At 44.9% G+C, this 21,141-nt stretch carries 19 protein-coding genes; 5 read left to right on the top strand and 14 right to left on the bottom strand.

All coding sequences use genetic code 11. From position 1 onward, the window contains the following. Positions 1-13: 13 nt before the first annotated feature. The 11 genes from rsmG to BCU75_RS16510 form a co-directional block, all read right to left on the bottom strand. Positions 14-646, bottom strand: a complete 633-nt coding sequence (gene rsmG, locus BCU75_RS16565) for a 16S rRNA (guanine(527)-N(7))-methyltransferase RsmG (protein ID WP_102464102.1) — start codon at positions 644-646, stop codon at positions 14-16. Beyond that, positions 646-2,541: a tRNA uridine-5-carboxymethylaminomethyl(34) synthesis enzyme MnmG gene (gene mnmG, locus BCU75_RS16560; RefSeq protein ID WP_102474471.1), complete on the bottom strand. Its 1,896-nt coding sequence runs from the start codon at positions 2,539-2,541 to the stop codon at positions 646-648. Before mnmG ends, rsmG begins: the two co-directional genes overlap by 1 nt. Positions 2,542-3,023: 482 nt before the next feature. After that, entirely contained in the window at positions 3,024-3,458 is a 435-nt protein-coding gene (gene mioC / locus BCU75_RS16550; protein ID WP_102474469.1) for an FMN-binding protein MioC, read from the bottom strand. A gap of 48 nt (positions 3,459-3,506) precedes the next feature. Beyond that, on the bottom strand, positions 3,507-4,868 hold the full coding sequence (gene mnmE, locus BCU75_RS16545) for a tRNA uridine-5-carboxymethylaminomethyl(34) synthesis GTPase MnmE (RefSeq protein WP_102474492.1): 1,362 nt from the start codon (positions 4,866-4,868) through the stop codon (positions 3,507-3,509). 130 nt (positions 4,869-4,998) lie between these two features. Further along, a complete protein-coding gene (gene yidC / locus BCU75_RS16540; protein ID WP_076678001.1) occupies positions 4,999-6,618 on the bottom strand; it encodes a membrane protein insertase YidC in 1,620 nt (539 codons plus the stop codon). A 2-nt stretch (positions 6,619-6,620) separates the two neighbouring features. Further along, complete coding sequence (yidD, locus tag BCU75_RS16535; RefSeq protein WP_004735802.1) at positions 6,621-6,878, bottom strand: membrane protein insertion efficiency factor YidD; 258 nt, start codon at positions 6,876-6,878, stop codon at positions 6,621-6,623. Further along, a complete protein-coding gene (rnpA, locus tag BCU75_RS16530) occupies positions 6,845-7,168 on the bottom strand; it encodes a ribonuclease P protein component (RefSeq protein ID WP_029223763.1) in 324 nt (107 codons plus the stop codon). Before rnpA ends, yidD begins: the two co-directional genes overlap by 34 nt. Before the next feature lie 45 nt (positions 7,169-7,213). Beyond that, positions 7,214-7,348 carry a 50S ribosomal protein L34 gene (rpmH, locus tag BCU75_RS16525; protein ID WP_004735800.1) on the bottom strand — a complete coding sequence of 45 codons (135 nt, stop codon included), beginning with the start codon at positions 7,346-7,348 and terminating at the stop codon, positions 7,214-7,216. Positions 7,349-7,554: 206 nt separating this feature from the next. Further along, the gene (locus BCU75_RS16520) at positions 7,555-8,292 is read right to left on the bottom strand and encodes an amino acid ABC transporter ATP-binding protein (RefSeq protein WP_102474468.1); all 738 of its coding nucleotides are present in this window, start codon (positions 8,290-8,292) and stop codon (positions 7,555-7,557) included. Then, positions 8,289-8,960 carry an amino acid ABC transporter permease gene (locus BCU75_RS16515; protein ID WP_004735796.1) on the bottom strand — a complete coding sequence of 224 codons (672 nt, stop codon included), beginning with the start codon at positions 8,958-8,960 and terminating at the stop codon, positions 8,289-8,291. The genes BCU75_RS16520 and BCU75_RS16515 overlap by 4 nt, the downstream gene beginning before the upstream one ends. A gap of 129 nt (positions 8,961-9,089) precedes the next feature. Beyond that, the gene (locus tag BCU75_RS16510) at positions 9,090-9,839 is read right to left on the bottom strand and encodes an amino acid ABC transporter substrate-binding protein (protein WP_102474467.1); all 750 of its coding nucleotides are present in this window, start codon (positions 9,837-9,839) and stop codon (positions 9,090-9,092) included. Between the two features lie 309 nt (positions 9,840-10,148). Here BCU75_RS16510 and dnaA point away from each other — a divergent pair, with 309 nt between their 5' ends. The 4 genes from dnaA to gyrB all read left to right on the top strand — a co-directional run bounded on the left by dnaA (position 10,149) and on the right by gyrB (position 16,349). Beyond that, positions 10,149-11,570 (top strand): chromosomal replication initiator protein DnaA, encoded by a 1,422-nt coding sequence (gene dnaA, locus BCU75_RS16505; RefSeq protein WP_076677997.1) that lies wholly within the window; start codon positions 10,149-10,151, stop codon positions 11,568-11,570. A gap of 81 nt (positions 11,571-11,651) precedes the next feature. Continuing rightward, a complete protein-coding gene (gene dnaN, locus BCU75_RS16500) occupies positions 11,652-12,752 on the top strand; it encodes a DNA polymerase III subunit beta (RefSeq protein ID WP_017073815.1) in 1,101 nt (366 codons plus the stop codon). 82 nt (positions 12,753-12,834) lie between these two features. Further along, positions 12,835-13,914, top strand: a complete 1,080-nt coding sequence (gene recF / locus BCU75_RS16495; RefSeq protein WP_010433158.1) for a DNA replication/repair protein RecF — start codon at positions 12,835-12,837, stop codon at positions 13,912-13,914. Between the two features lie 17 nt (positions 13,915-13,931). Continuing rightward, positions 13,932-16,349 (top strand): DNA topoisomerase (ATP-hydrolyzing) subunit B, encoded by a 2,418-nt coding sequence (gene gyrB / locus BCU75_RS16490; protein ID WP_102474466.1) that lies wholly within the window; start codon positions 13,932-13,934, stop codon positions 16,347-16,349. Positions 16,350-16,589: 240 nt separating this feature from the next. Here the strand turns inward: gyrB and BCU75_RS24710 are convergent, their stop codons facing one another. After that, a complete protein-coding gene (locus tag BCU75_RS24710) occupies positions 16,590-16,712 on the bottom strand; it encodes a hypothetical protein (RefSeq protein WP_261809197.1) in 123 nt (40 codons plus the stop codon). A gap of 142 nt (positions 16,713-16,854) precedes the next feature. On the opposite strand from BCU75_RS24710, the gene BCU75_RS16485 reads away from it, so the two are divergent. Beyond that, a complete protein-coding gene (locus tag BCU75_RS16485; protein WP_017107513.1) occupies positions 16,855-17,289 on the top strand; it encodes an Hsp20 family protein in 435 nt (144 codons plus the stop codon). Between the two features lie 115 nt (positions 17,290-17,404). Here BCU75_RS16485 and BCU75_RS16480 read toward each other — a convergent pair whose 3' ends face one another. Both BCU75_RS16480 and BCU75_RS16475 read right to left on the bottom strand, forming a co-directional pair. Next, complete coding sequence (locus BCU75_RS16480; protein WP_102474465.1) at positions 17,405-18,658, bottom strand: valine--pyruvate transaminase; 1,254 nt, start codon at positions 18,656-18,658, stop codon at positions 17,405-17,407. Between the two features lie 255 nt (positions 18,659-18,913). Further along, complete coding sequence (locus BCU75_RS16475; RefSeq protein WP_102474464.1) at positions 18,914-21,001, bottom strand: alpha-amylase; 2,088 nt, start codon at positions 20,999-21,001, stop codon at positions 18,914-18,916. Positions 21,002-21,141: the final 140 nt, after the last annotated feature.

Genomic DNA, 21,141 nt, shown 5'->3' with positions numbered 1-21,141 from the left:
ATGGCCTCGCTGATTATCCCTGACGCGATAAAGTAACTAGATGACGCTCTCCATCAAGCTCTGGCACTTGCAAAGCTTTAATGTCTGTCACTGAACACCATTCAGGTAACAAGTCGATTTCGTCTCTAGGATGTTGTCCCTTAAGAGCCAAAAATACACCGGATTGCTCTTTAGGTAAATGGTGACACCACTCTACCATGTCTGTCATTGACGCAAATGCGCGACTGAGCACTGCATCAAACTTTTCTTCTGGTTGAAATTCTTCAACACGACTTTGAACCGGTACCACGTTGTCGATACCCAGCTCATGAACGACTTGCTTGATAAAACGAATACGCTTACCCAGGCTATCTAGCAAGTAAAACTCACAGTCAGGATTCATGATTGAGAGCGGAATCCCAGGTAGACCAGGGCCCGTACCAACGTCAATAAAACGCTTACCTTGTAAGTGAGTGCTAACAATGATGCTATCTAAGATATGTTTCACCATCATTTCTTGCGGGTCACGAACAGACGTTAGGTTGTAAGCCTTGTTCCACTTATTCAGTAACTCGACATAGCCAACCAATTGGTCACGTTGTTTTTCAGATACTTCAAGTTCAGTCTGGCCAATCAGGTGATCCAGTTTTTCGCGTAATACGCTCATTATGCTTCCTCACCTTTTTTCAACAGGCCGTGTTTTTTCAAATAAACCAACAGAATTGAGATTGCTGCAGGCGTAATACCTGAAATTCGAGAAGCAATACCAATTGAGTCAGGCTTAGCAGTCGTTAGTTTAAGAACCACTTCGTTGGAAAGTCCTTTCACCTTGCTGTAATCGATATCAGCAGGCAATTTGGTATTTTCATGACGCAGTGATTTTTCGATTTCGTCTTGTTGGCGCTGGATATAACCATCGTATTTCACTTGGATCTCAACTTGCTCAGATGCTTGTTGATCTTCCAATGCTGGGCCAAAACGATCCAATGCCGTTAGCTGTGAATAAGTCATTTCAGGGCGACGAAGAAGATCTTCACCGCTCGCTTCACGAGACATAGGTGTTTTAAGAATTTGGTTCAGTTGATCAACATCTTCAGATTTTGGATTAATCCACGTTTCTTTTAGACGTTGACGTTCTTTCTCCATGTTTTCTACTTTCTCGTTGAATCGAGCCCAGCGAGCATCATCCACCAAGCCAAGTTCACGCGACTTCTCAGTCAAACGGATATCAGCGTTGTCTTCACGAAGCAACAAACGGTATTCCGCACGAGACGTGAACATACGATAAGGTTCTTTGGTACCCATCGTCGATAGATCATCAATAAGAACGCCCATGTAAGCTTGGTCACGACGCGGGCTCCAGCCTTCTTTGCCTTGTGTAAACAAACTTGCATTCAGACCGGCCATCAAGCCTTGTGCTGCCGCTTCTTCGTAGCCAGTGGTACCGTTGATTTGACCTGCAAAGAATAGACCCTTAATAAACTTAGTTTCGTAAGTCAGCTTAAGGTCACGAGGATCAAAGAAATCATACTCGATCGCATAGCCAGGGCGGACGATATGAGCGTTTTCAAAACCTTTCATTGAGTGAACGATTTTTACCTGAACATCAAATGGCAGACTTGTCGAGATACCATTCGGGTATAGCTCATGGGTCGTTAGACCTTCAGGTTCAATGAAAATCTGGTGACTGTTCTTGTCTGCAAAACGCATCACTTTGTCTTCAATTGAAGGACAGTAACGAGGGCCAATACCTTCAATCACACCCGCGTACATTGGGCTGCGATCGAGGTTGGCTCGAATAACGTCATGCGTATTTTCATTGGTGTGTGTGATGTAGCATGGAATTTGGCGAGGCTGTTGAGCTCGGCTACCCATGAACGAGAAAACTGGCGTCGGATTATCACCGTGCTGAACCTCAAGCTCAGAAAAATCAACACTACGAGCATCGATACGAGGAGGTGTACCTGTTTTCAGGCGATCAACACGGAATGGAAGATCACGAAGACGGTCAGCAAGTGCGATCGATGGTGGATCACCAGCACGACCACCTGAAGAACTTTCCATACCAATATGGATCTTTCCGCCTAGGAATGTGCCTACAGTCAATACCACAGCGTTTGCGTGGAACTTAAGGCCCATCTGTGTCACCACGCCCACGACTTGATCCTGTTCAACGATCAAGTCATCAACCGACTGTTGAAACAGAGTTAGATTTGGGGTGTTTTCAAGAACGTTTCGAACAAAGGCTTTGTAAAGCGCGCGATCAGCTTGTGCACGAGTTGCACGTACCGCTGGACCTTTTGATGCGTTTAATGTTCTGAACTGAATACCTGCATGATCAATAGCTTGCGCCATTAATCCACCCATTGCATCGACCTCTTTTACTAAGTGGCCCTTACCGATCCCGCCAATGGCTGGGTTGCAAGACATTTGTCCTAACGTATCGATATTATGAGTTAGTAATAACGTACTTTGACCAGTACGTGCAGATGCGAGTGCGGCTTCCGTTCCAGCATGGCCACCACCAACAACGATGACGTCAAATTTTTCGTGATAAAGCATGAACCGACCTCAGGTACTCAAACGTTTTCTAGATTGATAAAAAGGAGCGATATTCTACCTGTTTTCATAGCTTGAGAAAACGTTTTTGGAATTTTTCGAAAAAGCTGTTTTTAATTAATATAGATAAGATCTTTAAAGAGATCTTTTATTAGATCTATTATTAGGATCGAGGGTATCTGTGGATAAGTCAAAAATGATCAACAAGATCATGGATCTTTTTTGGATCAAAGGATGTGATCTAACTTTGATCATGATGAGGATTAGCTGGGATCAAAACGGCTACTTATACACAAGGGTAAAATAGCCAGAAAGTTGTTATTTGGATAACTATAGGTTAATCACCGTATATGTATGATCTTATCCACAACGAAAATCGAAAAAAATGACATGTATTTCGATTTATTTTCAAAAAAGTTATTCACAATCACGATATTCAAAGACAAAAAAAGCGGCATAAGCCGCTTTTGGGGGAAATTGAGGGACTAGAACTGGTCACTGTGATCGTTAAACCACTCTTCAGCTGCATCCTCAGGTACCGGAGTTTCCAATACATCGATGGTAAAGCAGTCTGAAATAGGCTGTGCACCGAGTTTTTTCAGTTGGCTGTGGATTGATTTTCCTGCAGAGCAGAAGGTATCGTAACTTGAATCACCAAGTGCGATAACAGCAAAACGAATAGCACTTAAATCTGGCGATTCTTGGGTCAACGCGTTGATCAATGGTTGGATATTATCAGGAAAATCACCCGCACCATGTGTTGATGTCACCACTAACCAAGTACCTTGCTGAGGAATATTATTGTATTCAGGCTGATTATGAAGTTCTATCTCGTGCTCTTGAGCCTCTAGAAGATCGTTGAGGTGATCGCCAACGTATTCAGCGCCACCTAAGGTGCTGCCAGTAATAATGTGGATCATTAAGCTGTCCTTACAAAAGAAAAGGCCAGCGAAAGCCAGCCTTTATGATTATTTACCGATACAGAATGAAGAGAAGATTCGACCTAAAAGATCATCTGAGCTGAACTCGCCTGTGATCTCATTGAGGTGCTGTTGGGTGATACGAAGCTCTTCCGCTAATATCTCTCCGGCCATGTAGCCTTCAAGTTGTTGTTGCCCAATATCAAGGTGTTCCGATGCGCGTTCTAGTGCATCTAAGTGGCGGCGGCGTGCCATAAAGCCACCTTCATGACCACCAGCAAAGCCCATGCAATCCTTGAGATGGCTACGCAGAGCGTCGACACCTTGGCCTGTTTTCGCTGATAAGCGAATCAGGGTTGGATCGTTGACATGACAAATGCCTAACTCTTCACTGGTTTGATCCGCTTTATTGCGAATTACCGTCATTCCGATGTTGTCTGGTAGACGATCAACGAAATCTGGCCAGATTTCTTTCGGGTCTGTTGCATCTGTTGTCGTGCCATCAACCATAAATAAAACTCGGTCTGCTTGAGCAATTTCTTCCCAAGCACGTTCAATACCTATTTTTTCTACTTCATCAGAGGCATCACGCAGGCCTGCTGTATCGATAATGTGCAGTGGCATGCCGTCAATGTGGATGTGTTCACGCAGCACATCACGTGTGGTGCCAGCAATATCGGTCACAATCGCAGACTCTTTGCCTGACAATGCATTCAGTAAGCTCGACTTACCCGCATTTGGGCGACCTGCGATCACGACTTTCATGCCTTCACGCATGATGGCACCTTGATTAGCTTCTTGGCGCACAGCTTCGAGGTTATCGATAATAGCCTGTAAATCATTACTGACTTTACCGTCAGCAAGAAAATCAATTTCTTCTTCTGGGAAATCGATCGCTGCTTCAACATAGATTCTTAAGTAAATCAGAGAATCTACGAGCGTATTAATGCGCTTAGAGAATTCGCCTTGTAGTGATTGAAGCGCCGATTTTGCGGCTTCTTCTGAGCTGGCATCAATTAAATCTGCAATCGCTTCGGCTTGAGTTAAATCCATCTTATCGTTCAAGAAGGCACGCTCTGAAAACTCACCTGGACGCGCTGCACGCACGCCTGAAATGGCTAGGATGCGTTTGATTAGCATATCCATAACCACTGGGCCGCCGTGACCTTGCAACTCTAATACGTCTTCGCCGGTAAACGAATGCGGGTTAGGGAAGTAAAGCGCGATACCTTGGTCGAGTTCGGTGCCATCGTCAGATTTAAACGGTAGGTACTCAGCGTAGCGAGGCTTGAGTGTTTTTCCTGTTACTTCTAGGGCAACCTGAGTCGCCAATGGGCCGGAAACGCGGATAATACCGACGCCACCACGGCCAGGCGCGGTCGCTTGAGCAACAATCGTATCTGTAGTCATAGTTGTGCCTGCTAGCATGTGAGAGCCAAAAAGGGGCATTCACGATTAATCAATTAGCTGAATTGTAATCAGCTAAAAACAAAAAGGCGACCTTTTGGTCGCCTTTCTTTATCTCTTTCTATTATCGAACTTACTTAGAATGTAAGCCTTTCTTTTCCAGCGCGCGGTAGATAAGCGTTTGCTGAATCAGAGTTACGATGTTCGATACTAGCCAGTAAAGAACCAAACCTGAAGGGAAGAACAGGAAGAAGAATGTAAACATAACCGGCATAAAGGTCATGATCTTCTGCTGCATTGGATCCGTTACAGTTGTTGGGCTCATCTTCTGGATTAGGAACATTGAAGCCCCCATCAGAAGTGGCAAGATGTAGTATGGGTCTTGTGCTGAAAGGTCAGTAATCCAACCGAAGAACGGTGAATGACGCAGTTCAACAGATTCCATTAGTGCCCAGTATAGCGAAATGAAGATAGGCATCTGCAAGACGATAGGTAAACAACCACCTAGTGGGTTTACTTTCTCTTTCTTGTACAGCTCCATCATTTCTTGGCTCATGCGTTGACGGTCGTCGCCAATACGCTCACGCATTGCAGTCAGCTTAGGCTGAAGCATACGCATTTTTGCCATAGACGTGTACTGAGCTTTCGTTAGTGGGTACATAGCACCACGAACGATAAACGTTAGACAGATGATTGCCAGACCCCAGTTCACAACGATGCCTTGAATGAACGAAAGCAGAGTATGAAGTGGCTTAGCAATGAACCATAACCAACCGTAGTCAACTACTAGGTCTAGGTTTGGTGCGACAGCAGCCATTTGGTCTTGAAGTTTAGGACCAACCCAAAGCGTAGCTTTGAAGCTTGCTTCATCACCAGTAGCGATGGTTTTGTTCGGCATGCGAACACCGATGTCACCAAGGTTGCCAATTACACGAGTGTAAAGGTTGCTGCCTGCTTCGTCGCGTGGGATCCAAGCACTTGCAAAGTAGTGCTGAATCATCGCTGCCCAACCTTGACCATTTGCTAGGTTAAGAGATAGGTTGCGATCTTGCATGTCGTCGAAGCTGTATTTTTTGTAACGCGTATCTTCCGTAGAGTAAGCACCGCCACGGTAAGTTGGCATTGTTAGGCTACCACCGTCATCCATAACATTTTGACGTAGGTGAGCGTACATACCGAATGTCGCGTTATTGCCAGAGTTGTTGATTACATCGTATTCAACATCAACCGCGTAGCTGCCGCGCTTAAGTACGAATGTTTTTGTGTAATCAAGGCCGTTCGCTTGGTAAGTCATTGGGATGCGTAGTTCATCTTGACCTTCAGCCAGCGTAAAGCTGTCTGCTGAAACCGTGTAGCTAGGGCGGTTAGTGCTGCTTAAATCGATACCTTGAGGCCCCACTAGACCGCTTTGAGCGATAAATTGGTGACCAGGTTCGTTTTTAAGAAGAACAAAAGTATCTTCAGAATCGAACTCAGCAGAGTAATCGTTTAGGTTTGCTGTAACGACATCACCACCAACCGTATCAATTGACAGAGTCAGAACATCAGTTGTTACTGTGATAGTTTTTGCTGAAGCAACTTGGCCCGGAGTTGGGTCTAGTTCATCTGCATAAGATGGCGCTGGTAGGGTGCTGCCAGATTGTGCCTGCTCAACCGCTTGTGGTGCTGGGTTCTGAGCTACGTTCCATTGTTGGAACAGTAGGAAAGAAACCAAAGCCAATGCGATTAACAGGATATTACGTTGAGAATCCATCGTTATTTATCTCTGTCTTGTTTTTGGACTGGTGGAACGGGGTCAAAGCCCCCTTCGTTCAAAGGATGGCATTTTAATAGACGTTTGCCTGATAACCAACACCCTTTTACAAAACCGTGAGCTTTCAACGCTTCTATCGCATATAAAGAGCAGGTTGGAGTAAATCGGCAGCGTGGGCCGATGAGTGGACTAATAAACCATCTATAAAAATAGATGGGTATTAGCGCTATCCACGCGAAGGGCGAGACAGGCGAAGCCATAATTTGTCGAGTAGCTTGAACATTTCTTCATTGCTTAAATCTTGCGCGCTCTTCTTAGCGATTACAACATAATCTTTGTTAGGAAGTTTGTGTTGAGTGTTACGAAAGCTTTCACGAGTAAGACGCTTGAATCGGTTACGACCCACGGCGGTTTTAATCTGCTTTTTCGGAACTGCTAATCCAAGGCGAGGATTTGAAAGAGAGTTATTTCGGGCAATGATGGTGAAATGAGGGGAGCCTGCTCGATGAGCTTGCTTGAAGACATTCTGATAATGTTCGGGAGTTAACAAGCGTAACTCCCGACCGAAGGCTAGCTTATTCAAAATAATCAAAGATTACTTAGAAAGACGCTTACGGCCTTTTGCACGACGTGCATTGATTGTTGCGCGACCGTTCTTAGTAGCCATGCGAGCACGGAAACCGTGAGTACGCTTACGCTTTAGAACTGTAGGTTGAAAAGTGCGTTTCATTGTAATTACCTTACTGATCAGTAGTTTTAGGTTTTTGTTAAACCCGGCGTGGGCATTTTTTCTCTTCTTTATATAAGAAAGGAAAACCGACGCCTCTCAACAAAGAGGCGGAATTGTAATCACTGTCACAAAAAGTGTCAATGATTGGGTTAACTAAAATTCCGGTCGGGGGATTATACGTAGAATAACTAAAATCACAAGGATCCTTATTCGATCCCGACCTTATTTAAGAATTTCTTTAATTTAGGATCCTGTGGATTACCAAAAATATCCTGTGGAGATCCCTGTTCGACAATGTGACCATCAGCCATGAAGATCACTCGGTCTGCGACCTCTCTAGCGAACTGCATTTCATGGGTAACCACCAGCATGGTTTGATGCTGATTTGCCAGTTTTTTCATTAAGTTAAGCACTTCGCCAACCCATTCAGGATCGAGCGCTGAAGTAGGCTCATCAAACAATAAAAGCTCTGGTTGTAGAGCCATCGCACGGCCAATACCAACACGTTGCTGCTGGCCACCAGAGAGTGCGGCTGGGTAGCTATCTGCTTTCTCTCCCAGGCCAATATCATCGAGTATTTGTTGCGCTTTTTCATGGGCTTGCTGTTTTTTCCAACCACGAACGGTAATCAAACCTTCCGCAATATTCTGTCTCGCAGTTTGGTGAGCGAACAGTGCATAGTTTTGGAATACAAAGCCGGTCTTACGACGCAGTGCCAGCACCTCTGCTTTAGTGTGTTTCTGAGTATCAACCTTGATATCATCAATCGAAATCGTACCTTGATCGGCTTGCTCTAGAAAATTCACACAACGCAGCAGGGTAGACTTACCCGTACCACTTGAACCTATGATGACAATTATCTCACCTTGCTTGATTTCGAGGTCGATCCCTTTCAATACTTCGGTGTCACCAAACTGCTTGTGGATATTTTGTAATTTGATCATCGTACATACGCCTTATTCAGTTTCACTTCGGCCCAAATTTGAATACGAGTGAGGATAACCACCACGCCCCAGTAAATCAGCGCGACTGCTAAGAAAGCCTCGAAGAAGCGGAAACTTGAAGAAGCTTCCATCTGAGCTTTAGCCATGATTTCTGCTACACCTAGGGTGAATGCAAGTGAAGTCGACTTAATCATGTCGATGAAATAGTTCATTAAAGAAGGCAGTGCCACACGTGTCGCTTGCGGTAAGATCACTCGACGCATGGCTTGGCTGGTTGTCATACCGACTGACAGGCTTGCTTCCATTTGGCTACGATCGATACCGATTATGGCAGCACGAATACTTTCAGCCATGTAGGCTGCAAAGTGCAAGGTTAAGCCGATAACGGCCGCGCCAAACGCATCGAGTCCAACCATCCACGGAAATACCTGGGGTAGACCGTAATAAAGAAGGAACAGTTGCACCAGCAGTGGCGTGCCTCGGAAGAAGCTAATATATAGCTGGCTAAGCTGGTCGAGTACTGGGATTTTGAATACACGAATGTTCGCCAGTATCAAAGATAGAATTAGGGCGAAAAATAAGCCCCAGATTGCCATCTCCATAGTGGTGCCTAAATACTTTAGCAGTATCGGCAACAGACCTAGCATGTAATTAAAGTCAAATCCCATAATCTATCTCATATTTTTATTGGAAGTATTGTTTGGAAATACTGTTATATCAGGCTTTTTAATCAGTGCACAAAAGCAAAAAGCCCACCGCTGTATAAAGCAGTGGGCCTTAAATGGGAAAGTGAGTCGTTACTTCTGAGTAATGTCCGCACCAAACCATTTCTGAGAGATACTTTCTAGCGTACCGTCTGCGCGCATTGCTGCTAATGCTTCGTTTACTTCTGCTTGCAGTTTTTGACCGTTGTCGTTGTTTACGAAAGGCCAAGCATTTTCGATTGTCTCGAATGGTTGGCCTGCTAGCTGTAATGGTAGACCAGTCTTCTTGATAAGCTCTAGTGCTGATAGGCGATCCATTACGAATGCGTCGGCACGACCAAGAGCGACATCATGTTCAATACCAGTATCGTAGGTTTTGACATTGATTTTGCCATCTTTGTCGTAGCTGCGCAGCAGTTGCTCAAAGTTTGAGCCAAGGTTTACTGCTACCGTCTTACCATCTAGGTCTGCGATACCTTTAATGCTGTCATTACCTTTACGAACGGTAATTTGTGCGCCGTCTACTACGTAAGGGTCTGCGAATAGGTATTTCGCTTTACGTGCATCCGTGATTGTAATTTGGTTTGAAATGGTATCGATTCGACCCGTTTCAAGAAGACCAAACAGACCAGAGAAGTTTGCCGTTACGTATTCAACCTTGTAATCGTTACGTTTACCGATCTCATCCCATAGATCCACTTCAAAACCTTGTAGTTGGTCTTGTTTAACGAACGTAAATGGGAAGTAGCGACCAGACATGCCGACTTTAACTTCAGTCGCGGCTTGAACAGTAGCTGCAGAGAGTGCGATAGCCGCAATTGCAGCCTTAATCCAGTTATTCATTTGGTAACTCCTTATATTTATAGGGTTGGATGTTACTGGGAAAATGCTCAATAGAATAAATAACCAGATGTTATTAACCATAACCAGATCGCATTCTCGATTTGGGGATAACTAGCAAGGATCCGGGCATAAGTGGATCGTTGTGTGAGTAAAGTAGGGGCAAGATGTGTGGATCCAGCCAATTTTGCACTATTTATTGTGAATAACTTGGATCTTATTCACTGGATCTGTGATCAATTGCTGGTGATCTGACTTATCAACAGGTAAAATTAGCGGTCATTTCATATAACTTAAATAGAGTGGGGCACCGTGTCATCTTCGCTTTGGTTGCAATGCTTGCAACAGCTTCAAGAAGAGTTACCAGCTACAGAATTCAGTATGTGGGTACGTCCGTTACAAGCGGAGCTCAATGGTAATACTCTAACTCTATTTGCGCCAAACCGATTTGTACTCGATTGGGTGCGCGATAAGTACCTAAATAGCATTAACCGTTTGCTACAAGAATATTGTGGTAATGATATTCCGCATCTCCATTTTGAGATTGGAAGTAAACGAGTCATTGCTCCAAAATCTGAGGCTATCGCCCCTGTTCGTACACGTACCGCTGCTGATGTAGCCGCTGAGTCGTCTGCACCTGCGCAGCTACAAGCACGCAAGCCAGTACACAATATCTGGCGTGATGAAGAACCTGTAGCGGTTGACCTTAACCACCGTTCAAACGTAAACCCAAAACATAAGTTCAATAACTTTGTTGAGGGTAAATCAAACCAATTGGGTTTGGCGGCGGCACGTCAGGTTTCTGATAACCCAGGAACCGCTTACAACCCGTTGTTTTTATACGGTGGAACTGGTTTAGGTAAAACGCACTTGTTGCATGCGGTGGGTAACGCCATTGTTGATAATAAACCGAATGCTAAAGTGGTTTACATGCACTCAGAGCGCTTTGTTCAAGACATGGTGAAAGCGCTCCAAAACAATGCGATTGAAGAATTTAAGCGCTACTACCGTAGTGTTGATGCGCTGCTTATCGATGATATCCAATTTTTCGCGAACAAAGAGCGTTCTCAAGAAGAGTTCTTCCATACCTTTAACGCGCTGCTTGAAGGCAACCAACAGATCATCCTAACGTCTGACCGTTATCCAAAAGAGATCAACGGGGTAGAGGATCGTCTTAAATCCCGCTTCGGTTGGGGTTTGACGGTTGCAATTGAGCCACCTGAGCTTGAGACTCGTGTTGCGATCTTGATGAAGAAAGCGGAAGACCACCAAATTCACCTTGCGGATGAAGTGGCGTTCTTTATTGCTAAGCGTTTACGCTCTAACGTTCGTGAGCTAGAAGGTGCATTGAACCGTGTTATTGCGAATGCAAACTTCACTGGCCGTCCGATCACGATCGATTTTGTACGTGAAGCACTGCGTGACTTACTTGCCCTGCAAGAAAAGCTGGTCACCATTGATAACATTCAAAAGACAGTCGCTGAATACTACAAAATCAAAGTTGCTGATCTATTATCTAAACGTCGTTCTCGTTCTGTTGCTCGTCCACGCCAACTGGCGATGGCATTGGCTAAAGAGCTGACTAACCACAGCTTGCCTGAGATTGGCGATGCATTCGGTGGCCGTGACCACACGACCGTGTTGCACGCTTGTCGTAAGATTGCTCAGCTGCGTGAAGAGAGCCACGACATTAAAGAAGACTATTCGAACTTGATTCGTACCCTTTCTTCTTAATACACAGTATTCTTAACCTTAATAAGCAGAATCTTGGCCACGTACTATTACGCAGTGCCATTTAGACCGTAAGAGCAAGATATGAAATTTACCATTGAACGTAGTCACCTGATAAAGCCATTACAACAAGTATCTGGCGCACTCGGTGGCAGGCCAACGCTTCCAATTCTAGGAAACCTACTGATTAAAGTAGAAGATAACGTGTTGTCGATGACAGCGACGGATCTAGAAGTTGAATTGATCAGCCGTGTAACGCTTGAAGGTGATTTCGAAGCGGGCAGCATTACCGTACCTTCACGTAAGTTCTTAGATATCTGTCGCGGTTTGCCAGATAGCTCAGTGATCACTGTGGTATTGGATGGTGACCGTGTTCAGGTTCGTTCTGGTCGTAGCCGTTTCTCATTGGCAACATTACCTGCGGCAGATTTTCCAAATATTGAAGATTGGAGCAGTGAAGTTGAAGTGTCAGTGACACAAGCTGAATTGCGCGGTCTTATCGAGAAAACACAATTCTCAATGGCGAACCAAGACGTTCGTTACTACCTCAACGGTATGTTGTTTGAGATTGAAGGTTCTATCTTACGTAGTGTTGCAACTGATGGTCACCGCATGGCGGTATCTCAAGCGCAACTTGGTGCCGATTTTGCTCAGAAGCAGATCATTGTTCCTCGTAAAGGTGTGCAAGAGTTGGTGAAGCTACTGGATGCTCCTGAACAGCCAGTAACGCTGCAGATTGGTAACTCTAACGTGCGTGCTGAAGTGAACAATTATGTTTTTACTTCTAAGCTGGTTGATGGTCGTTTCCCTGATTATCGCCGCGTAATGCCGCAAAATACCACCAAGACATTAGAAGCAGGCTGTGATGAGTTACGTTCAGCATTTTCTCGTGCTGCGATTCTGTCGAATGAAAAATTCCGTGGTGTTCGCGTTAATCTTGTAGATACCGAGATGCGTATTACAGCGAACAATCCAGAACAAGAAGAAGCGGAAGAAGTGCTAGACGTCACCTTCGACGGTGATGCGCTAGAGATTGGCTTCAACGTAAGCTACGTATTGGATGTATTGAACACACTGCGTTGTGAACAGGTTCGAATCTCAATGTCAGACGCGAATGCGAGTGCCTTGATTGAAAACGCACAAGATGACAGCGCGATGTACGTTGTTATGCCGATTCGTTTGTAAGCCATGTTTATTTATAAATTATGTTTGCTTATCAACAACGTTTGCCTATCGAGCCGTGATTGAAGATTAATATGAAGACGTTATGCCTTTATCGCGCTTAATCGTAAAGCAGTTTAGAAATATTGAAGCCTGTGACATTCAACCGTCATCAGGCTTTAACTTTCTTATAGGGGCTAACGGAAGCGGCAAAACCAGTGTCCTAGAAGCGGTGTATCTGCTCGGACATGGTCGCTCGTTCAAAAGCTCCTTAACCGGTCGTATCATTCAAAATGAGTGTAGCGAACTGTTTGTCCATGGCCGTTTTATGACCTCGGATCAATTTGAGCTGCCAATTGGCATTAATAAGCAGCGCGATGGCACCACAGAGGTTAAAATAAGCGGTCAAACTGGGCAAAAATTGGCTCAGTTAGCTCAAGTCTTACCTTTGCAGTTGATTCACCCCGAAGGGTTTGATTTACTAACCGATGGACCTAAGCATCGCCGCGCATTCATTGATTGGGGAGTCTTCCACAGTGAGTCGGGTTTTTATGATGCTTGGGGTAGGGTAAAGCGCCTCAATAAACAGCGTAATGCATTATTGAAAACGGCGACGAACTATCGAGAGCTGAGTTACTGGGATCAAGAATTAGCCCGTTTAGCTGAAAGTATCAGCCAGTGGCGTGCCACTTACGTTGAACAGCTTAAAGAAGTCGCCGAAGAAATCTGCGCGACTTTCTTACCTGAGTTTGAGATAAAGATTAACTACTATCGAGGCTGGGATAAAGACACCCCATACGCCGAGATATTAGAAAAGAATTTTGAAAGGGATCAGCAGCTTGGTTATACCTTCAGTGGGCCAAACAAAGCGGATCTAAAGATAAAAGTGAATGGCACTCCAGTGGAAGATGTCTTGTCACGAGGTCAATTGAAGTTGATGGTATGCGCGCTACGAGTAGCACAAGGGCAACACCTCACTCAAATGACAGGTAAGCAGTGCATCTATTTGATAGATGACTTCGCTTCCGAATTAGATAGCCAACGCCGAGCACGTCTTGCTGAGTGTTTAAAGGCGACCAAGGCTCAAGTTTTTGTAAGCTCTATTACCGCTGACCAGATTGCAGATATGCATGACGAAAATAGCAGGATGTTTCATGTGGAACATGGCAAAATAGAGCAAGGATAATTAGTCAGAGAGTAACTATGTCAGATAATTATGATTCATCGAGTATTAAAGTACTGAAGGGTCTGGATGCGGTACGTAAGCGTCCTGGAATGTACATTGGCGACACGGATGATGGTACCGGTCTGCACCACATGGTTTTTGAGGTGGTAGATAACTCTATTGATGAAGCACTTGCTGGTCACTGTAATGACATCATCGTAACTATCCATGAAGATAGTTCAGTGTCAGTAAGTGATGACGGCCGTGGTATTCCAACTGAATTGCACCCAGAAGAAAAAGTATCAGCAGCAGAAGTAATCATGACGGTTCTTCACGCTGGTGGTAAGTTCGATGATAACTCGTACAAAGTATCTGGTGGTCTGCACGGTGTTGGTGTTTCAGTAGTTAACGCACTTTCTAAGCAAGTTACTCTTACTATCCATCGCGGTGGCAAAATCCACACTCAAACATACTGCCACGGTGAGCCTCAAGCGCCACTAGCGGTTGTGGGTGACACGGACAAAACAGGTACAGAGATTCGTTTCTGGCCGAGTGAAGAAACCTTCAATAACATCGAGTTCCATTACGATATTTTAGCTAAGCGTTTACGCGAGCTATCATTCTTGAACTCAGGTGTATCAATTAAGCTAATTGATAAGCGCGAAGAAGACAAAATGGATCACTTCGAATACGAAGGCGGTATCCAAGCGTTTGTTGAGCACTTAAACACCAACAAAACACCAATTATTCAGAAAATATTCCATTTCGATCATGAGCGTGAAGACGGTATTACCGTTGAAGTTGCGATGCAATGGAATGACGGTTACCAAGAAAATATTTATTGTTTCACCAACAACATCCCTCAACGTGATGGTGGTGCTCACTTAGCGGGTTTCCGTGGTGCACTAACGCGTACATTGAATAGCTTCATGGACAAAGAAGGCTTCTCGAAGAAAGCGAAGACTTCAACATCAGGTGATGATGCTCGTGAAGGTTTGACTGCGATTGTTTCGGTGAAAGTGCCAGATCCTAAGTTCTCAAGCCAAACTAAAGACAAACTGGTTTCTTCAGAAGTGAAGTCTGCCGTTGAGTCTACGATGGGTGAGAAGCTATCTGAGTTCCTAATTGAGAACCCAGGTGAAGCGAAAATCGTTTGTTCTAAAATTATCGATGCAGCACGTGCTCGTGATGCAGCGCGTAAAGCTCGTGAGATGACTCGTCGTAAAGGCGCATTAGATTTAGCGGGTCTTCCAGGTAAACTCGCTGACTGTCAGGAAAAAGATCCTGCACAGTCTGAACTATATATTGTGGAAGGAGACTCTGCTGGCGGATCAGCTAAGCAGGGGCGTAACCGTAAGAACCAAGCAATCCTACCGCTTAAAGGTAAAATCCTTAACGTAGAGAAAGCGCGTTTCGATAAAATGCTGTCTTCTCAAGAAGTCGCAACGCTAATCACAGCCCTTGGTTGTGGTATTGGCCGTGATGAATACAACCCAGATAAACTGCGTTACCACAACATCATCATCATGACCGATGCCGATGTCGATGGTTCTCACATCCGTACTCTGCTACTGACGTTCTTCTACCGTCAAATGCCAGAGTTGATTGAACGTGGTTACATCTACATTGCTCAACCGCCACTTTACAAAGTGAAGAAGGGTAAGCAAGAGCAGTACATCAAAGATGAAGATGCGATGAACCAGTATCAAGTATCTTTGGCTTTAGACAATGCAGAACTGCACGTAAATCCTGAAGCACCTGCGTTTGCCGGTGAAGGCTTAGAGAAGCTTGTTCAGCAATACAATGCAGGCATCAAGCTCGTTGATCGTATGAGCCGCCGCTACCCACGCGCATTGGTTCACGAACTGATTTACGTTCCTCGCCTAACCGCTGAGCAGTGTCATGATGACGCGGTGGTTGAAGCTTGGGGTAAGCAGCTTGTAGAGCAACTAAACGGCAAAGAAGCGGGTGCGAGCCAATATTCTCTTGAAGTTGAAAAACACGAAGAGCTAGGTTTAAGCGTTCCTAAGATTGTGGTTCGTACTCATGGTGTAACTCATGAGCACGTACTGAGCATTGACCTTATCAACTCGAAAGAGTTTGGCAAGCTAGCGGATCTTTCTGAAGCACTTGATGGCCTGATTGAAGAAGGTGCTTACATTAAGCGTGGCGAGCGTACTCAAGAAGTGTCTAGCTTCGTTGAAGCTCTGAACTGGTTAGTGAAGGAGTCTCGTCGTGGCCTGAGCCTACAACGATACAAAGGTCTAGGTGAGATGAACCCTGATCAGCTTTGGGAAACGACAATGGATCCTGAAACTCGTCGTATGATGCAAGTAACGATTGAAGATGCTGTTGGTGCTGACCTGTTGTTTACAACGTTGATGGGCGACCAAGTAGAACCGCGTCGTAACTTCATCGAAGAGAATGCATTGAAAGTAGCAAACCTAGACGTTTAGTATCTTTGATATTTTGCTCTTTCGCTTAATTTCTGTGTCAGAGGTGCTCACATACATTCGTATGCTCCGCGCCTCTTCCTTGAACTAAAACGAAATAGCTTCGTCTCAAAAAACTAAATTTGTTATTAAAAAAGACTGCCAAAAATGGTGGTCTTTTTTGTTTTTAAGTGATTGAAAAATATTGGATTGGAAAAATAATTGAAAATAAACGCTTGAAACTGATTTGCTCAATCCACATATCTAGTTGTGAAGAGGATGACTGTCTTGCTCTACAAGAGAAGAAACAGAACCTTCATAACCGTTGCTAGAGTATCGCTCAATAGAGGATAACTTTGGCAGCACACAACTTAAAAATTGATTCATGGTCATGTCCCAGAGTTGTCACCAAACGAGGTGAAACCCGTGGAATGCCAACTGAATCCCTTAGCTGTTTACTGGGTCACACACAGGTTCGATCTCAGTAACATTCACAGCTAAGACTATTGCTTACTAAAAGGATAGCATTATGAGAACTGTAGATTTCACTCCACTTTACCGCAACGCAATCGGCTTCGATCGTCTATTCAACATGATGGAATCGAACACGTCGAAAAATACTTCTGGCGGTTACCCTCCGTATAACATCGAGCAAAAAGACGAGAACAACTACCGTATAACTATGGCAGTCGCTGGTTTTGCAGATGACCAATTAGATCTTACTCAAAAAGAGAACATGCTAATTGTTAAAGGTGAGCGTAAAGCAGAAGCCGAGAAAACTTTCGTATACCAAGGTATTGCAGAGCGCGATTTCGAGCGTAAATTCCAACTGGCTGACTATGTAAAAGTGGTGGGCGCAAGCATGGAAAATGGCCTTCTTCACATCGACCTAGAACGCGAAATCCCAGAAGCGATGCAACCACGTAAGATTGCTATTAATGGTAATAGTCTTCTAGAAGGTTAAGCGATATTAGCTCATTTGAGCTAAAGCGTATCGGGAAGTAGAAGTGAAAGAGCACCAGTACCTTGAAGAAGGTCGGTGCTCTTTTTGTATTTGAGTTACAGTAAGCTAAAAGGTCTTATTGCTGTTCTGCGTAAGCCTTTTTCACTTCTTCAGCAATGATAGCAATGCCTTTCTGCATCGCTTCATCATCTTGTACGTAGTTCATACGTAAACATTGATGAGCATGATCCCACTCGTCTTCTTGACCGATAAAGAAGTATTCACCCGGAACAATCAATACGCCGCGAGCTTTGAGGCGGTCGTACAGCTCCATGGTGGTAATCGGCAGCTCATCAAACCATAGCCATAAGAAAATCGCACCTTCAGGCTTATGGATACGGAAACGAGGGTCATCGATCGCTTCTTGTAAAAGCTCAACCGCACGTAGAGATTTGTCTTTATAGAAAGGTTTGATCACCGCACTGCTCAAGCGCAGTAAATCGCCTTTTTCAATCATGTGATTGGCAATTGCAGGGCCGACACTGTTTGGTGCTAGGCTGATAATGCCATTCATGTTGGTCAGAGCTTGTGTTACTTCTTCGCTCGCAATCACGATACCGCAACGTACACCCGGCAAACCAAGCTTAGATAAGCTCATGCACAGAATGGTATTTTCATTCCAGAACGGCTCGACATCTTCAAAGATGATGTTTGGAAACGGCAGGCCGTAAGCATTATCGATCAGTAGCGGGATGTTGTTTTCACGCGCCAGTTTATCCAGTTTACGTACTTCTTCGTCGGTCAGCACGTTACCGGTTGGATTGGTTGGGCGAGAAGCACAGATAGCGGCAACCGAGTCATCAACCTTGAGTTTTTCAAAATCAACGTGGTATTTAAACTGGCGGTTTTCTAGCAGTTCGATCTCTGGGTGGTAAGAGATAAAAATATCGTCATCAATGCCCGCATCGCCGTAGCCGATGTATTCTGGTGCGATCGGCAACAATATTTTCTTGTGAGAACCGTCTGGCTGTTGACCCGCTAACAGGTTGAATAGGTAAAAGAAGCCACTTTGACTGCCGTTGGTCAGGCTGATGTTCTTCTCGCTGATGTCCCAACCATAAGTCTCTTTCAGCATCGCCGCTAATGACTTAATGAAGCTGTCTTTGCCTTGCGGACCATCGTAGTTGGCGAGGGCGGCAATGAGCTCTCCACTGGCGAGCATGTCGGCACTGGCTTGGTTAAAGTAATCTAGCATGGCTGGGATAGCGGCTGGGTTACCACCACCGAGCATGATTGCGCCAGGAGTGCGCAGGCCATCATTCAAATCATCCATTAAACGAGTGATTCCAGAGTAACGATTAAACTTTTCACCAAACTTAGAGAACTGCATTACTTATTTTACCTAATTCATTGTGATTGCTTGTTACGTGTCATTAAGGCAGACCTTATATCTACCATCAGTGTGTTCCTTGAACATACCGCAATGTTTTTGCGACGCATAGCGCCAAATGCTCTAACACGAAAAAAACTTCTATAAAGTTTAACTAATGAGTGTCTGCTTTCTTATTGAACGAGTATTTCGTGATCAAAAAAGGAGAAGCCTAAGCTTCTCCTTTTAATTGCTGCGGGTTATTTCAATCAGCGCTTACTTTGAGCCGGTATAAACGACTAATACCTTGTCATCTTGGTATTGGCGTTCGAACGCATAGTAGCCCTTGCTGTTACGGATGATGTGTTTACCTTGAGCAACGGCAGGGTGGCGTTGGCGGAATTGGCCAAGTGTTTGCCAGTGTTCTAGCAGTTGCGCTCGTTCACCTGTGATTTGATCCCAAGGCATGTCAGAGCGAGTACCTTGCATTGGGTCGGAGCCTGTTGGACCGAAATCACGAGCGATTTCATCACCGTAATAGATCTGCACTGCACCGGGAGCCAGCATCAACGCGTTTGCAGCTTTGGTTTGTTTTGCAAAGTCACTGCCATGTTGTGTCCAGAATAGCGAGGTGTCGTGAGACGATAGGTAACTCAACACGTTGAACTCGCTGTCACTGTTGATCTTGTCTGCGTAGCGCAGGTAGTCAGCATCTAGATCGGATAGACACTTAAGTGCCTTAGGTGCGATATCACTCTGGAATTCAAAGTTGATGATCGAGTCAAAGCCATTCGCGAAATAGTCTGATTTGACCACGCTGTGTGCCCATACTTCGCCAGTCATCCAGAAAGGTAAGTCATCCAAGGCTTTGTCTGGGTTGTTTTGCTTCCATTCTGCAAGCGCTTGGTTAGTGCTCTCTTTAAGCTCTGCCCATGCATCTAACTCAACGTGCTTGGCGGTATCGACTCTAAAACCATCAACGCCATATTCACGTACCCAGTCAGACAACCAAGTGATGAGATGTTCACGAGGGGTTTGGAGTTCATCCGTGGCGCTGGTGGACTTGTTGCGATAGAAGTTAGGCAGCCCAGTGGTCTCTGTTGATTCGGTTTTAAAGTCGGGTAGGTGTGCCAGAGACATGGTGAGGTTGTTGTAACCCGGAGAGTCATAAGCGCCGATATCGCTGCGTAACCAAGCTTTACCCCACCATTTCTCCCACGCTTCTTTGTCACTGTAAGAGATGTAGTTATTGAAGTAGTGCCAGTTCTGACCTTTAGCGGGTTGCCAATCTGTCCAGTTTTCGCCGAGGGTTTGTTTAGCTTGTTCATCGGTAAGGTTGAGCTTACCAAAATCGAACTCTTGCATGTCGGCAAGTGTTGCATAGCCCGTGTGGTTCATCACCACATCCCAAACAACGCGGATGCCTTTACTATGTGCTGTATCGATGAAGGTTTTCAGTTCGTCTTCGGTACCCATGTTGTCATCGAGCTTAGTCCAATCTTGATGGTAGTAGCCATGGTAGCCGTAATGTTTGAAGTCACCGCGATCACCACCGCCAACCCAGCCGTGGATCTGCTCTAGTGGAGAGGTAATCCAGATAGCATTAGCGCCGAGCGATTCTATGTAGTCGAGTTTCTCAGTTAAGCCAGCTAAGTCACCACCGTGGAAGGTGGCTATTTCATCTTGTCCGTCTTGGCTGCGATTGTAACTGTTGTCGTTATTAGGGTTGCCGTTGTGGAAGCGGTCGGTCATCACGAAGTAAACAGTGGCGTTGTCCCAACTAAAATCTGCTTTGGCTTCTGGTTCTACTTTCTCTAGTAGAAGAACACCTTGGCTGTTTTCTGCAGGCTGCATGGTGACGCTACCATTGGTCACTGTGACTTGTTTGCCTGAAAGGGCGTCTCTTACCAAGGTACCATCATCAAAGGTTTGAGTAACGTTTATTGTGGTTGGTTGATCACTAGGTACTGGGCAGGCAAAGCTTTGAACTTGTTGCTGCTTTGGCTTTATCTGAACCGTGAGTTCATTGGTCTGTGGGTTCAGTGTAAATTGGTAAGTGTTAGCGCGAAAGACCTTGATGGCGATTTCAGATTTCTCAGCGCAATCGTCTAGACGAAGGGGTTTGTTAAATTTGATGCGACTCTCTTCAGCCAGCGCAAAGTTGGTGCCACAGGTATTTTGAACGTCGCTGATAGAAAAAGTATAGCTACCTTTAGCGAGCTCTTGTTCGGCGATTACGGTGCCTTTACCTGTCGATTCAAATGCGACAGTGTCGTTATCTATCGTCAGCAATAGGTTGTTGTCATTGGTTTGGCTGCATGCGCTGAGTGCGAGTATTGAAAGCGCGAGTACTGTTTTTTTCATTGTTCCCTTCCCCTGAATAAACAGGTCAGTTATAGCAAACAATGCCCTCTACAGTCTGAGTGCTGTTTCATTCAGTTAATCAATAATACCTCTACAAACAAATGCTTGGTTCACAAAAACAAAAAGGGAAGCTTTCGCTT

The sequence above is a fragment of the Vibrio splendidus genome, from assembly GCF_002873455.1.
Classification (GTDB): Bacteria; Pseudomonadota; Gammaproteobacteria; order Enterobacterales; family Vibrionaceae; genus Vibrio; species Vibrio splendidus_J.
Note: the sequence above shows the minus strand (reverse complement) of the source record. Positions and strands in the feature narration are given on the sequence as shown.

Excerpts from the sequence above, each read along its gene's own strand:
- BCU75_RS16475 (WP_102474464.1), bottom strand. The coding sequence starts at position 21,001 with ATGAAAAAAACAGTACTCGCGCTTTCAATACTCGCACTCAGCGCATGC.
- BCU75_RS24710 (WP_261809197.1), bottom strand. The coding sequence starts at position 16,712 with ATGAATCAATTTTTAAGTTGTGTGCTGCCAAAGTTATCCTCTATTGAG.
- mnmG (WP_102474471.1), bottom strand. The coding sequence starts at position 2,541 with ATGCTTTATCACGAAAAATTTGACGTCATCGTTGTTGGTGGTGGCCAT.
- mnmE (WP_102474492.1), bottom strand. The coding sequence starts at position 4,868 with ATGACTACAGATACGATTGTTGCTCAAGCGACCGCGCCTGGCCGTGGT.
- BCU75_RS16515 (WP_004735796.1), bottom strand. The coding sequence starts at position 8,960 with ATGGGATTTGACTTTAATTACATGCTAGGTCTGTTGCCGATACTGCTA.
- BCU75_RS16510 (WP_102474467.1), bottom strand. The coding sequence starts at position 9,839 with ATGAATAACTGGATTAAGGCTGCAATTGCGGCTATCGCACTCTCTGCA.
- gyrB (WP_102474466.1), top strand. The coding sequence starts at position 13,932 with ATGTCAGATAATTATGATTCATCGAGTATTAAAGTACTGAAGGGTCTG.
- recF (WP_010433158.1), top strand. The coding sequence starts at position 12,835 with ATGCCTTTATCGCGCTTAATCGTAAAGCAGTTTAGAAATATTGAAGCC.
- rsmG (WP_102464102.1), bottom strand. The coding sequence starts at position 646 with ATGAGCGTATTACGCGAAAAACTGGATCACCTGATTGGCCAGACTGAA.
- yidD (WP_004735802.1), bottom strand. The coding sequence starts at position 6,878 with ATGGCTTCGCCTGTCTCGCCCTTCGCGTGGATAGCGCTAATACCCATC.
- rpmH (WP_004735800.1), bottom strand. The coding sequence starts at position 7,348 with ATGAAACGCACTTTTCAACCTACAGTTCTAAAGCGTAAGCGTACTCAC.
- BCU75_RS16480 (WP_102474465.1), bottom strand. The coding sequence starts at position 18,658 with ATGCAGTTCTCTAAGTTTGGTGAAAAGTTTAATCGTTACTCTGGAATC.
- yidC (WP_076678001.1), bottom strand. The coding sequence starts at position 6,618 with ATGGATTCTCAACGTAATATCCTGTTAATCGCATTGGCTTTGGTTTCT.
- BCU75_RS16520 (WP_102474468.1), bottom strand. The coding sequence starts at position 8,292 with ATGATCAAATTACAAAATATCCACAAGCAGTTTGGTGACACCGAAGTA.
- mioC (WP_102474469.1), bottom strand. The coding sequence starts at position 3,458 with ATGATCCACATTATTACTGGCAGCACCTTAGGTGGCGCTGAATACGTT.
- dnaN (WP_017073815.1), top strand. The coding sequence starts at position 11,652 with ATGAAATTTACCATTGAACGTAGTCACCTGATAAAGCCATTACAACAA.
- BCU75_RS16485 (WP_017107513.1), top strand. The coding sequence starts at position 16,855 with ATGAGAACTGTAGATTTCACTCCACTTTACCGCAACGCAATCGGCTTC.